Here is an 11,662-nt window from a genome sequence, read left to right as displayed (position 1 = left end):
GTTAGTCATGCTGCATCCGGCGTCGGATTCGCTGCCATCCACCGGGAGCGACAAAGAAGGACAGACCAAACCCGGTTGCAAACCCCGCAAGATCTGCCACCCAGTCTTTCTGCCCGCCGAACAAAAGTCCGAACAGCAATTGCACGCCCATCAGGAACGCGATCAGCGTGAAGGCACGGGACTGGTTGGCCCCGACAAGAGACAGGTTGTGCCATAGCAGATAGGTGAATGCGCCGATCAGCCCATAGACAGCCGGAAAGCCACCTATCAGCGGAAAAGGCTCATTCAAGAGCACTGCATAGGCCAGTGCGCCACCGATGCCTGATGCCACAAAGATCAGCATCATCGCGGCTCCGCCAAAGACTTCGCCGACCATCTTGCCCATTGCCAACACGAATACGCTGACAAACAGAGCCTGCGTGAAACTGACATGCACAAAGGGATAGGTCACGAACCGCATCAGGTGTTCGAACGGCCAGTGGTTGTTCGTCCACATCCAGTCAAAGATATCGCCGGAAAAGGCGTATGTCTGGATAGCCGAGAGCCGCCATCCGACCGCCTCGGGTCCGCCGACTATTCCCCTGGCGCCAAGTGAAAATGCCAGCTCAATCCCCATGATGATGAGAAACAGCGCAACCACAGCAGGCGGTAGCGGGTTGACGGCTGATGGATTGTCGGGGCTGCTCATGACCCGGGCCTCCTGTGCGAATGAACGCGGTTTGTTTGGCGCCTGTTGACGTCTTCTCACCTCATGGGTAAGCGACACAGGTCGATTTTTCCAGACGGGAGTTGCCCTCCATGACCGAAACACGTTTCACCCCGCGGGTGTTTTCCGGCATTCAGCCGTCCGGCGGACTGACTCTGGGCAATTATCTAGGCGCAATGAAGCGCTTTGTGGATATGCAGGGATCGGATTTCGAAACCATTTTCTGCATGGTCGACCTGCATGCCATTACAGTCTGGCAGGACCCTGCGGACCTGACCCGCAACACCCGCGAACTTTGCGCCGGGTTCATCGCGGCCGGGATCGACCCAGAACAGTCTATCCTGTTCAACCAAAGCCAGGTGCCTGAACATGCTCAACTGGCATGGATCTTCAACTGCGTCGCCCGGATGGGATGGATGCAGCGGATGACCCAGTGGAAGGACAAGGCGGGTAAGAACCAGCAGAATGCATCACTGGGCCTGTTTGCCTACCCCGCGCTGATGGCTGCCGACATTCTGATTTACCACGCCACGCATGTTCCGGTGGGTGAGGACCAGAAGCAGCATCTGGAGCTGACGCGGGATATTGCAATCAAGTTCAACCACGATTTCGGGGTCAACTTCTTCCCGGAAACCGAGCCGGTGATAGAAGGGGCCGCCACGCGGGTGATGAGCCTTCGGGACGGATCCAAGAAAATGTCAAAATCCGATCCCTCGGATATGAGCCGGATCAACATGACCGACGATGCAGACGCCATCGCCAAGAAGATCCGCAAGGCCAAAACTGACCCGGATGCACTGCCCTCCGAAGCCAAGGGGCTGGATGACCGGCCCGAGGCGCGGAATCTGGTCAACATCTATGCGGCACTCAGCGACAGCTCGGTCGAGAATGTGCTGGCGGATGTCGGCGGAAAGCAATTCGGGGAATTCAAACCGATGCTGGCGGAACTGGCCGTAGAAAAGCTTTCGCCGATATCCACCGAAATGGCTCGGCTGATGAACGACCAATCCGAGATTGACCGGATCTTGGCACGCGGCGCCGAACGCGCCCGCGGCATTGCTGCACCGATTTTGCGGCGGGCTTATGAAATCGTTGGGATGGTGGGCGCAGGTTGACTGCCAAAGGGCAATGCCAATTGCCAACCAAGATATACCCCCAAAAAAAATGAGCCGCCCTTGAGGGCGGCTTAGTCTTTTTGGGGCACCGCTTCTCAGGCGGCTTTGGGATGCAGGATTTCTCTCACGATATCTTCGGCCACCTGATTGGGGCTGACATTCATTGCACTGGCTCGCGACAGGATGCGGTCCATGGTCTGATCCAGAGCCTCCAACCGAGATGCCACCCAAGCTTCGCCGTTGCTGATTTGCAGAATCTCTGTCGCGACATTGATGATGCCCCCTCCATTGGCAACAAAATCCGGCGCGAAGAGGATGCCCCGGTCGTGCAAGCGCTGGCCATCTTGATCCGTTGCGAGCTGATTGTTGGCACCTCCGACGACCACACCTGTCTTGAGCATTGGTATTGTCGTTTCGTTCAGAATTGCCCCGATTGCACAGGGTGCAAAAATGTCCGCCTCGACCGCAAAAATCTCGTCCGGGCCAAAGGCCCGAGCAGAAAACTCGCGGGCTATTCGAGCGACATGTTCAGGGTCGATATCGGTGACGATCAGCTTTGCTCCTGCAGCCGTCAACAGGCTGCACAGGTGGTAGCCGACATGGCCGAGCCCCTGCACAGACACGGTTGCCTTCCTAAGGTCCTTCCAACCGAACCGGTGGCGCGCTGTCGTCACGATCGCATTGAAAATTCCACGGGCTGTAATCGGTGACGGATCGCCGCTTGCGAACGCGCCATTTGCCAAACCTGCCACATAGCGGGTTTCGGTTCCGATCTCGGCCATGTCGCCCGGGGTCATGCCCATGTCCTCGGCAGTCCAGTATTGCCCGTTCAGGCTGTCAACGGCGCGCCCGAAGGCCCGCAGCAATTCGGGCGACTTGTCTTTGGCAGGATCGGCAATGATGACGGCCTTGCCGCCGCCCAGAGGGAGCCCGGCCGCCGCGTTCTTGTAGGTCATGCCGCGCGAAAGGCGCAGCGCGTCATCCAGCGCCGCGGTTTCATTGTCATAGCGCCGCATCCGCACCCCGCCAGCTGCAGGACCAAGCTGGGTTGAATGAACCGCGATGAAGCCAAGCAGACCACTGGGAGCGTCTGCAACACGCACAACCTGCGCGTGTTCGGGGGCATCAACGGCTGTGATCTTCATCTCGGTCCTCCTAACATGGTCTATCTGTCTTCCCACGATTCAAAGAGGGAATGTCACCAAGATTGCCTTATGATCGAAAATTTCTTAGGGTATTTCACTATAGATCGTGAACAAAATAGGTAATTTCCCCAAGTGGACGGGATCGATTACAAAATCGTACGCACTCTGCAACGTGACGGGCGAATGACGGTAACGGATCTGGCGGATGCGGTTGGGCTTTCGCCCACCCCATGCGCTCGTCGGCTCGAACGCCTGCAAAATGACGGTGTAATCACCGGTTACTCTGCACAGGTCGACATGGAAAAGCTCGGTCTGAGTGTTTCGATTTTTGTTTCGGTCGAGCTCGACAAACAGGACCGCGCTGCAATCAATGCGTTCGAAAAGGAGATCCGCAACTGCGACGAAGTGATGGAATGTTACCTGATGACCGGGTCACGGGATATTTTGCTGCGCGTAGTCGCTGCCGATCTTGCTGCTTTTGACGCTTTTCTAGAAAATCGGCTGATGCAAATATCGGGCATACGCAACCTGCGTTCCAACTTTGCACTGCGAACGATGGTCAAGCGCGAAACCCTGCCCGTCCGGCGTTAGCCTTGGGTTTGGGCCTGAAAAGGTCTGGACCCCTGACCCAACGCCCCCTACCATCCGCTCCGAGTCAGGGCCGGGCCGCTTGTGTTTTTCCGGCCGCATCTGGGGGCAAGTCAGGGGGAGAGACATGGCGACCGGAACCAATATTCGTACCTATTTCAATGGCACGTGGCATGATGGCGATGTCGCCGTAATCCGCGCCGCCGACCACGGCGCTTGGCTGGGGTCGGGGGTATTCGACGGGGCACGATTCTTTGATGGCGTCATCCCGGACCTAGAAGCCCACTGTGCCCGAACCAACCGCTCGGCCGAGGCGATGATGCTTAGCCCGACGGTATCAACCGAGGACATGGTCGAGATTGCGCTCGAAGGGCTCAAGGCATTCTCGCCGGGTCAGGCCATCTATATCCGCCCCATGTATTGGGGCATCGACGGCGACGTAACAGCAATTGTTCCGTCCACAGACAGCACGGGCTTTGCGCTTTGTCTGGAAGAGATCCCCATGGCGCCACCAACCGCCTCGGTCACGCTGACAACCACCCGTTTTCGTCGCCCCGTTCTCGAGGACGCCATCGTCAACGCCAAAGCGGGGTGTCTATATCCCAATAATGCAAGGATGCTGCGCGAGGCCCGTGCCAAGGGATTCTCGAACGCCCTTGTAGCGGATGTCATGGGCAATGTGGCCGAGACCGCCACGGCCAACATCTTTTTGGTCAAAGATGGCGAGGTTTTTACCCCGATCGCCAATGGAACCTTTTTGTCGGGTATTACCCGTGCACGACACATCGCAAACCTGCAAGCTGATGGTGTGACCGTTCATGAAGCAGTTCTGGGATTTGACGATTTCCACGATGCCGACGAGGTCTTCATGTCAGGTAACATGAACAAGGTCACGCCCGTCACAGCGTTGGACGACACCAGTTACCAGGTGGGTCCGGTGACTCGAAAGGTACGCGAACTTTATTGGGACTGGGCAACCAGCGCGACGTGAGATCGGCAGGTCCGACCGTCAGAGTTGCCTCACAACGGGCCTTGGGGCATGATCGCGCGGAAGGGAGCTGACCATGCGCAAGTTTCTTGTCGTTCTCGACGACAGCCGGGAATGTCTGAACGCGATGCGGTTCGCGGCGATGCGCGCCGCCCATACCGGAGGTGGCGTCGCCATTCTTTCCATCATCCCGCCGGATGAATTTAACCACTGGATTGGGGTCGGAGAGGTCATGCGGGAAGAGTCCCGTGAACGCATCCATGCGCATTTCGAGGTTTTCGCAAAATGGATGCGGGACAAGCAGGGGGTGGACCCGGAATTGGTTATCCGCGAAGGCGACGCCGTCCCGGAGATCATCGCACAGATCAAGGCCGACCCTGAGATTGGTGTGCTGGTGTTGGGTGCGGGAACGGACAAGAAAGGACCGGGCCCTCTTGTTTCACAACTCAGCCGGTCTTCGGGATCGCTTCCAATTCCGATCACGGTGGTGCCGGGTGACCTGAGCAAGGAAAAGCTCGAAGCGATTACCTGAAAACGACAGCAAAACGTCCGGAACCCACTACTTAGAATCATTCCAATCCTTGACTTGGAGCGGCAAGGCCCGCATATCCAAGTCATCTGTTACGGAGACCGCCATGTTCATCCAGACCGAATCCACGCCGAACCCCGCAACCCTTAAATTCCTGCCCGGACAAACGGTTCTGGAAGCAGGAACTGCGGACTTCCCAAATGCCGACGCAGCCGCACCCTCCCCGCTGGCGCGCCGGATTTTTGGCGTATCTGGGGTGACCGGCGTTTTCTTCGGAAATGACTTTGTTACCGTGACAAAGGCCGAGAACGTGGAATGGGATCATATCAAGCCGGCAATTCTCGGTGCGGTCATGGAACATTACCAATCCGGCCAACCGGTAGTGGAAGGCGATGGATCGGCGGCCTCGGGCCATGCCGAGCATTCCGGGGAAGACGGTGAAATCGTCGACCAGATCAAAGAATTGCTGGACAGCCGTGTGCGGCCGGCGGTTGCTCAGGATGGCGGCGACATTACCTTCCACGGCTTCGATCGCGGCGTTGTCTACCTGCATATGCAAGGGGCATGCGCCGGCTGCCCGTCTTCGACACTGACGCTGAAGATGGGTATCGAGAACCTGCTCCGGCACTACATCCCCGAAGTGACAGAGGTTCGGCCGGTCGCAGTCTGACCGACGTTCCAATCGATGGCATCTGAACCGCTCATATTGGGCTTTGACACGTCGGCCGCGCATTGCGCGGCCGCCCTATTACGCGGCACAAAGATTCTTGAAAGCCGATCCGAGGAGATGGGCAGGGGTCAGGCAGAACGTCTGATGCCATTCCTTCAGGAAATCCTTGACGATCATGGCGTCACGTGGCGCAATCTGGATGCGATCGGTGTCGGGATTGGCCCGGGCAATTTCACGGGAATCCGGATTTCGGTTTCGGCAGCACGCGGACTGGCGCTGGGACTCGGCGTTCCGGCGGTCGGCGTTTCGGGCTTTGACGCCCGCCAGGCTTCGGCGCCGGAAGGTCACCTGCCGGCAGTTCCGGCGCCCCGCGATCAGGTATATCTCCATCGCGCGGACCACGCGCCTGAAATACTACCGCAGACGGAAGCAGAACGGATCGCACCGCTGCATATCGACGTCCCTCCCGAAAAACAGGCCGAAGCCATTGCCCTTGCAGCGGCCCAACGCTGGAGCGTTCCGGAGCCGGCACCGGCGCCGCTTTATGTGAAATCTGCCGATGCGGCCCCGTCGCGGGATGTGCCGCCCGTGCTACTGGACGAATGAGCGACATCCCGGTCTCACCCGATCTGCTTGCCGAAACACACAAGGCGGCATTCACCCAATCACGAGGGTGGTCGTCGGCAGAAATCGAGGATCTGCTCACAAACAGGTTCACACATTTTTTCGGCGACGCGCGGTGTTTCGCGCTGGTTCAGGTAATCTCTGACGAAGCCGAGCTGCTAACCATCGCGACCCATCCCGATTTCCAAAAGCAGGGACTGGCTCAAAGATGCATGTCCGACTGGCTGGAAAGCGTTGCCCGCCGGGGCGTAACCCGGGCATTTCTTGACGTGGCCGAAGACAACTTACCGGCTGCCGCTCTTTATGAAGCCTGCGGGTTCGCGGCCTGTGGTAGACGGCAAGGGTATTACCGCCGGTCGGGCGGAAAACAGATTGATGCGATCCTGATGGAGCGGCAATTGCCCTAACGGCAGGGCCGAATAATTGGACCATCTGGTCAAAATTCTTGGCGGCCCTGCCAAAAAAGCGGTTGACCCTGCAAGCTGCAACCGGCCTTAATTGCCTTTATCACAGCAATTCAACTCGCTGGATCGGGGCAGCCAACGTATGCCCGCCCCGGACAAGAACATAAACAACGGGAGTACCAATATGACCCTGATGAAAACCCTGATGGGGGCTGCGGCCGCCATGGCGCTGAGTGCTGGAGCCGCATTGGCTGAGCCGGCACTGATCTTCGATCTGGGCGGAAAGTTCGACAAGTCGTTCAACGAAGCGGCACATAACGGCGCGCAGCGTTGGGCAGACGAGACCGGCGGATCCTACCGTGAGATCGAACTGCAGTCCGAAGCCCAGCGCGAGCAAGCTTTGCGCCGCTTTGCAGAAGCCGGAGCCAACCCCGTCATCACCATGGGTTTCGCGATGGCCGATCCTCTGAGCGCGGTTGCTGCCGACTATCCGGACACCAAGTTCGTGGCGGTCGACGTGACATGGCTGGATATCCCCAACATTCGCCAGATCGGCTTTGCCGAGCATGAGGGCTCGTATCTTGTCGGCATGCTGGCCGCGATGGCCTCCAAGTCCGGGACAGTCGGCTTTGTGGGCGGTATGGACATCCCGCTGATCCGCCACTTTGGCTGCGGCTATGCGCAAGGTGCCAAGGCGGTGAACCCGGATGTGAATATTGTTGCCAACATGACTGGCACCACCCCGGCGGCATGGAACGACCCGGTCAAAGGATCGGAGCTGACCAAGGCGCAGATCAGCCAGGGCGCCGACGTGATCTATGCTGCTGCAGGTGGCACCGGTGTGGGCGTGCTGCAGACCGCAGCCGACGAGGGAATCCTGTCGATCGGCGTGGACAGCAACCAGAACCACCTGCACCCGGGCAAGGTGCTGACTTCGATGCTGAAACGCGTAGACGTGGCCGTCTATGACGCGATGAAGGCCGGCGAAAATCTTGAAACCGGCGTCTTCAACATGGGTCTCGCCGAAGAGGGTGTTGGCTATGCGCTGGATGACAACAATGCCGCGTTGATCTCAGACGACATGAAGGCCGCTGTTGACGGCGCCCGTCAGGACATCATCGACGGCAAGATCAACGTTGTCAGCTACTACGACAATGACAGCTGCCCGGCTGTGAACTTCTGATTTGATCGCGGGCCGGTTCAGCCGGCCCGCACTTCTTCGCTCGTTCCCCCAAACAGGTAATCTTCGCAGGAGGATGCCAAGCGGTGGACGATCGCCCTCTTCGGCCATCGAGGAAAAGACATGACCGCCCCCGCAATCGAACTCAAAGGCATCTCCAAGGCCTTTGGACCTGTTCAGGCGAACAAGGATATCTCGATCAGCGTCGCCCCCGGCACGATCCACGGTATCATTGGTGAAAACGGCGCGGGAAAATCCACGCTGATGAGCATTCTTTACGGCTTTTACAAAGCCGACAAAGGTGAAATCTGGATCCACGGCAAGAAGACCGAGATCCCCGACAGCCAGGCGGCCATTGCCGCTGGAATTGGCATGGTGTTTCAGCATTTCAAGCTGGTAGAAAATTTCACCGTGCTGGAGAATATTATTCTGGGGGCCGAGGACGGCGGCCTGTTGCGCCCTTCCCTCACCAAGGCCCGCAAAACGCTTGTCGAACTGGAACGCGAGTACGGCCTCAACGTTGATCCCGACGCGGTGATCGAAGAACTCGGCGTGGGCATGCAGCAGCGTGTCGAAATCCTGAAGGCGCTGTACCGTCAGGCCGACATTCTCATTCTGGACGAACCGACCGGCGTTCTTACCCCCGCCGAAGCCGACCAGCTGTTTCGCATCCTTCACCGCCTCAAGGACGAAGGCAAAACGATCATCCTGATCACCCACAAACTGCGCGAGATCATGGAAGCGACCGATACCGTTTCGGTCATGCGACGGGGCGAGATGACAGCGACCGTGAAAACGTCAGAAACCAACCCCGAACATCTTGCCGAACTGATGGTTGGTCGCAAAGTGTTGCTGCGGGTGGACAAGACACCTGCCCAGCCGGGCAAACCGGTTCTGGAGATCGAGAACCTGCGGGTGGTGGACGACAAGGGTGTCGAACGGGTCAAGGGTATCGACCTGTCCGTGCGCGCCGGGGAAATCCTCGGGATTGCCGGTGTCGCCGGAAACGGTCAGTCGGAACTGCTCGAAGTTCTGGGGGGAATGCGTTCCGGAAGTGGAACCATACGTTTGAACGGCGAGCCAATGGCGTTGAGCGGACCGGGTTCGGACGGTCAGGCCCGGCGTGCGCAACGGATTGCGCATGTTCCCGAAGATCGTCAGCGCGAAGGCCTGATCATGGATTTCCATGCCTGGGAGAATGTCGCTTTCGGATATCATCGAGACCCGGCATATCAATCCGGGATCTTTATGAACAATGCGGCCTTGCGTGCGGATACCGACGCCAAGATCGAAAAGTTCGACGTCCGACCCGCGGACGGCTGGCTGTCTGCCAAGAACTTTTCGGGAGGCAACCAGCAGAAGATCGTTGTTGCCCGCGAGATCGAGCGCAACCCGGACCTACTGCTTGTCGGGCAGCCGACGCGCGGTGTCGATATCGGCGCGATCGAATTCATTCACAAGCAGATTGTCGCCCTGCGTGATCAGGGCAAGGCCGTCTTGCTTGTCTCTGTGGAGCTGGAGGAAATATTCGGCCTCGCTGACCGGATCGCGGTGATGTTTGACGGGCATATCATGGGTGAACGGATGCCGCAGGACACCGACGAAAAAGAGCTTGGTCTTCTGATGGCTGGCGTCAACGGGGAGGCCGCCTGATGGAAAAGATGCCGAAATGGGCAGACGTGATCCTGATCCCGCTAATCAGCCTGATCCTCGCGGCTATCTTGTCTGCACTGGTAATCCTGGGCATTGGTGAAAACCCGGTCGAGGCCGTCAAATTGATGGTGACCGGGGCGCTCGGGTCCACCTACGGCTGGGGCTATACGCTCTACTACGCCACCAACTTCATGTTTACAGGCCTCGCGGTTGCCGTGGCCTTTCACGCCCGCATGTTCAACATCGGAGGCGAAGGCCAGGCCATGCTGGGTGGTCTCGGCGTTGCCATGGTGTGCCTTTACATACCTTGGCCACACTGGTCCATTGCCTTACTGGCAGCCTGTGCAGGGTCGATGCTGTTCGGCGCAGCCTGGGCAGCTATACCGGCCTATTTGCAGGCCAAGCGCGGCAGCCACATCGTGATCACTACGATCATGTTCAATTTCATCGCTGCGGCCGTCCTGAACTATATGCTGGTCAACGTGATGCGACCCGAGGGGTCGATGGACCCGGCCACTGCCCGGTTCCCCGAGGCCGTTCATCTGCCTACCTTCCAATCGATGTTCTCGACCGCCGAGAATGTGCTGTTTCGGGGTGCCCCGGCAAACATTTCATTCTTTGTTGCCATTCTCGCCTGCGTGGTGGTCTGGGCTCTGATCTGGCGCACACGGTTGGGTTACGAGATCCGGGCTTATGGCCATTCGGAAACAGGTGCTCTTTATGCCGGCATTTCCCCCATCAGGATCACCATCATCGCCATGTTGATCTCAGGCGCCTTGGCTGGCCTTATGGCGATCAACAACGTCATGGGCGAAGCGGAACGACTGGTACTTAATTCGACCGAAGGCGCGGGTTTCATCGGAATCGCGGTGGCGCTTATGGGCCGGTCACATCCGTTCGGTGTGTTTCTGGCCGCAATACTGTTCGGCTTCCTCTATCAGGGCGGCGCAGAGCTGGCCCTGTGGACGTCGATCCCGCGCGAATTGATCGTGGTGATCCAGGCTCTGGTCATTCTGTTCACGGGCGCACTGGACAACATGGTGCGGATCCCCCTTGAAAAGCTGTTCCTTGCCATGCGGAAGGGGAAGGCGTGATGGACTTTCTGACAATCATCCAGGTGCTCGACAGCACCGTTCGCCTTGCCACACCACTTCTGCTCGCCTGTCTTGCCGGTCTTTATTCGGAACGGGCTGGCATTTTCGATATCGGGCTTGAGGGCAAGATGCTGATGGCGGCCTTTTTCTCGGCGGCGGTTGCGGCTGTCACCGGTTCGGTCTGGCTGGGGCTTCTGGCAGGTGTGGCGTCGTCGCTTGTGCTAGCGGCGCTGCACGGCTTGGCCTCGATCACGTTCCGGGGCAATCAGCTGATCTCGGGTGTTGCGATCAATTTCCTAGCCGCAGGCATGACGGTTCTGATTGCGCAGGATTGGTTCAAGCAAGGCGGGCGAACGCCTTCTCTGATGGGCGGTGGACGGTTCGAGCCGATCACGTTGCCATTTGCCGATGCGCTGAGCGGAATTCCATTTCTGGGACCGATCTACTCCGAGCTGCTGTCCGGACATTCGATCCTTGTCTACATTGCCTTTCTCGCTGTTCCGGCAACTTGGTGGGTGCTGTTTCAGACACGGTTTGGCCTGCGGCTTCGAGCCGTGGGCGAGAACCCGGCTGCCGTCGACACGGCGGGCGTATCCGTCGTGGGATTGCGTTATGCCGCAGTTATGATCTGCGGCGTCCTTTGCGGGATTGCCGGCGCCTATCTGGCAACCGCACTGCAAGCCGGGTTCGTCAAGGACATGACTGCTGGCCGTGGGTTTATTGCCCTGGCGGCGCTGATTTTCGCCAAATGGCGGCCTTGGCAGGCGATGGGAGCATGCCTGCTTTTCGGCCTACTGCAAGCGATTGCTCTGCGGTTCCAAAACATCGACCTCGGTGGCGTAGTTATTCCGGTACAGGTCATGGATGCCCTGCCCTACGTCCTGACCGTTGTTATTCTCGCTGGTTTCGTTGGCAAGGCAATCCCTCCGCGCGCCGGCGGCGAACCCTACGTGAAAGAGCGGTGAT

13 protein-coding genes are annotated in these 11,662 nt (G+C 58.5%); 11 read left to right on the top strand and 2 right to left on the bottom strand.

Annotation, left to right across the window (positions count from 1 at the left end; all coding sequences use genetic code 11):
- Nucleotide 1: 1 nt before the first annotated feature.
- The gene (locus ACP15U_RS01230; RefSeq protein WP_425043298.1) at nucleotides 2–688 is read right to left on the bottom strand and encodes a rhomboid family intramembrane serine protease; all 687 of its coding nucleotides are present in this window, start codon (nucleotides 686–688) and stop codon (nucleotides 2–4) included.
- 110 nt (nucleotides 689–798) lie between these two features.
- On the opposite strand from ACP15U_RS01230, the gene trpS reads away from it, so the two are divergent.
- Nucleotides 799–1,821: a tryptophan--tRNA ligase gene (trpS, locus tag ACP15U_RS01225; protein WP_425043297.1), complete on the top strand. Its 1,023-nt coding sequence runs from the start codon at nucleotides 799–801 to the stop codon at nucleotides 1,819–1,821.
- Between the two features lie 95 nt (nucleotides 1,822–1,916).
- On the opposite strand, the gene ACP15U_RS01220 is transcribed toward trpS, so the two are convergent.
- Complete coding sequence (locus tag ACP15U_RS01220) at nucleotides 1,917–2,966, bottom strand: Glu/Leu/Phe/Val family dehydrogenase (RefSeq protein ID WP_425043296.1); 1,050 nt, start codon at nucleotides 2,964–2,966, stop codon at nucleotides 1,917–1,919.
- 132 nt (nucleotides 2,967–3,098) lie between these two features.
- Between ACP15U_RS01220 and ACP15U_RS01215 the strand changes: the two genes are divergently transcribed.
- From ACP15U_RS01215 to ACP15U_RS01170, 10 genes are all read left to right on the top strand, one after another.
- Nucleotides 3,099–3,557, top strand: a complete 459-nt coding sequence (locus ACP15U_RS01215) for an Lrp/AsnC family transcriptional regulator (protein WP_425043295.1) — start codon at nucleotides 3,099–3,101, stop codon at nucleotides 3,555–3,557.
- Nucleotides 3,558–3,681: 124 nt separating this feature from the next.
- Entirely contained in the window at nucleotides 3,682–4,545 is an 864-nt protein-coding gene (locus ACP15U_RS01210; RefSeq protein WP_425043294.1) for a branched-chain amino acid aminotransferase, read from the top strand.
- Between the two features lie 73 nt (nucleotides 4,546–4,618).
- Nucleotides 4,619–5,074 carry a universal stress protein gene (locus tag ACP15U_RS01205; RefSeq protein WP_425043293.1) on the top strand — a complete coding sequence of 152 codons (456 nt, stop codon included), beginning with the start codon at nucleotides 4,619–4,621 and terminating at the stop codon, nucleotides 5,072–5,074.
- Nucleotides 5,075–5,177: 103 nt separating this feature from the next.
- Complete coding sequence (locus ACP15U_RS01200; protein ID WP_425043292.1) at nucleotides 5,178–5,741, top strand: NifU family protein; 564 nt, start codon at nucleotides 5,178–5,180, stop codon at nucleotides 5,739–5,741.
- 15 nt (nucleotides 5,742–5,756) lie between these two features.
- Nucleotides 5,757–6,347, top strand: coding sequence for a tRNA (adenosine(37)-N6)-threonylcarbamoyltransferase complex dimerization subunit type 1 TsaB (gene tsaB, locus ACP15U_RS01195; RefSeq protein WP_425043291.1), 591 nt, complete (start codon nucleotides 5,757–5,759; stop codon nucleotides 6,345–6,347).
- Nucleotides 6,344–6,772 carry a GNAT family N-acetyltransferase gene (locus tag ACP15U_RS01190; protein WP_425043290.1) on the top strand — a complete coding sequence of 143 codons (429 nt, stop codon included), beginning with the start codon at nucleotides 6,344–6,346 and terminating at the stop codon, nucleotides 6,770–6,772. The genes tsaB and ACP15U_RS01190 overlap by 4 nt, the downstream gene beginning before the upstream one ends.
- Before the next feature lie 181 nt (nucleotides 6,773–6,953).
- A complete protein-coding gene (locus ACP15U_RS01185; protein WP_425043289.1) occupies nucleotides 6,954–7,952 on the top strand; it encodes a BMP family lipoprotein in 999 nt (332 codons plus the stop codon).
- 120 nt (nucleotides 7,953–8,072) lie between these two features.
- Nucleotides 8,073–9,602, top strand: a complete 1,530-nt coding sequence (locus ACP15U_RS01180; RefSeq protein WP_425043288.1) for an ABC transporter ATP-binding protein — start codon at nucleotides 8,073–8,075, stop codon at nucleotides 9,600–9,602.
- Complete coding sequence (locus ACP15U_RS01175) at nucleotides 9,602–10,696, top strand: ABC transporter permease (RefSeq protein WP_425043287.1); 1,095 nt, start codon at nucleotides 9,602–9,604, stop codon at nucleotides 10,694–10,696. Before ACP15U_RS01180 ends, ACP15U_RS01175 begins: the two co-directional genes overlap by 1 nt.
- The gene (locus ACP15U_RS01170) at nucleotides 10,696–11,661 is read left to right on the top strand and encodes an ABC transporter permease (RefSeq protein WP_425043286.1); all 966 of its coding nucleotides are present in this window, start codon (nucleotides 10,696–10,698) and stop codon (nucleotides 11,659–11,661) included. Before ACP15U_RS01175 ends, ACP15U_RS01170 begins: the two co-directional genes overlap by 1 nt.
- Nucleotide 11,662 lies beyond the last annotated feature (1 nt).

Source organism: Primorskyibacter sp. S87, assembly GCF_049801055.1.
Taxonomy (GTDB): domain Bacteria; phylum Pseudomonadota; class Alphaproteobacteria; order Rhodobacterales; family Rhodobacteraceae; genus JBNAGF01.
This window is presented reverse-complemented; position numbering and strand designations above follow the sequence as displayed.

What these genes read in the sequence shown, in the direction of transcription:
- ACP15U_RS01190 (WP_425043290.1), top strand. Translation starts at nt 6,344, where the DNA reads ATGAGCGACATCCCGGTCTCACCCGATCTGCTTGCCGAAACACACAAG.
- ACP15U_RS01230 (WP_425043298.1), bottom strand. Translation starts at nt 688, where the DNA reads ATGAGCAGCCCCGACAATCCATCAGCCGTCAACCCGCTACCGCCTGCT.
- tsaB (WP_425043291.1), top strand. Translation starts at nt 5,757, where the DNA reads ATGGCATCTGAACCGCTCATATTGGGCTTTGACACGTCGGCCGCGCAT.
- ACP15U_RS01175 (WP_425043287.1), top strand. Translation starts at nt 9,602, where the DNA reads ATGGAAAAGATGCCGAAATGGGCAGACGTGATCCTGATCCCGCTAATC.
- ACP15U_RS01210 (WP_425043294.1), top strand. Translation starts at nt 3,682, where the DNA reads ATGGCGACCGGAACCAATATTCGTACCTATTTCAATGGCACGTGGCAT.
- ACP15U_RS01205 (WP_425043293.1), top strand. Translation starts at nt 4,619, where the DNA reads ATGCGCAAGTTTCTTGTCGTTCTCGACGACAGCCGGGAATGTCTGAAC.
- ACP15U_RS01185 (WP_425043289.1), top strand. Translation starts at nt 6,954, where the DNA reads ATGACCCTGATGAAAACCCTGATGGGGGCTGCGGCCGCCATGGCGCTG.
- trpS (WP_425043297.1), top strand. Translation starts at nt 799, where the DNA reads ATGACCGAAACACGTTTCACCCCGCGGGTGTTTTCCGGCATTCAGCCG.
- ACP15U_RS01170 (WP_425043286.1), top strand. Translation starts at nt 10,696, where the DNA reads ATGGACTTTCTGACAATCATCCAGGTGCTCGACAGCACCGTTCGCCTT.
- ACP15U_RS01220 (WP_425043296.1), bottom strand. Translation starts at nt 2,966, where the DNA reads ATGAAGATCACAGCCGTTGATGCCCCCGAACACGCGCAGGTTGTGCGT.
- ACP15U_RS01180 (WP_425043288.1), top strand. Translation starts at nt 8,073, where the DNA reads ATGACCGCCCCCGCAATCGAACTCAAAGGCATCTCCAAGGCCTTTGGA.
- ACP15U_RS01200 (WP_425043292.1), top strand. Translation starts at nt 5,178, where the DNA reads ATGTTCATCCAGACCGAATCCACGCCGAACCCCGCAACCCTTAAATTC.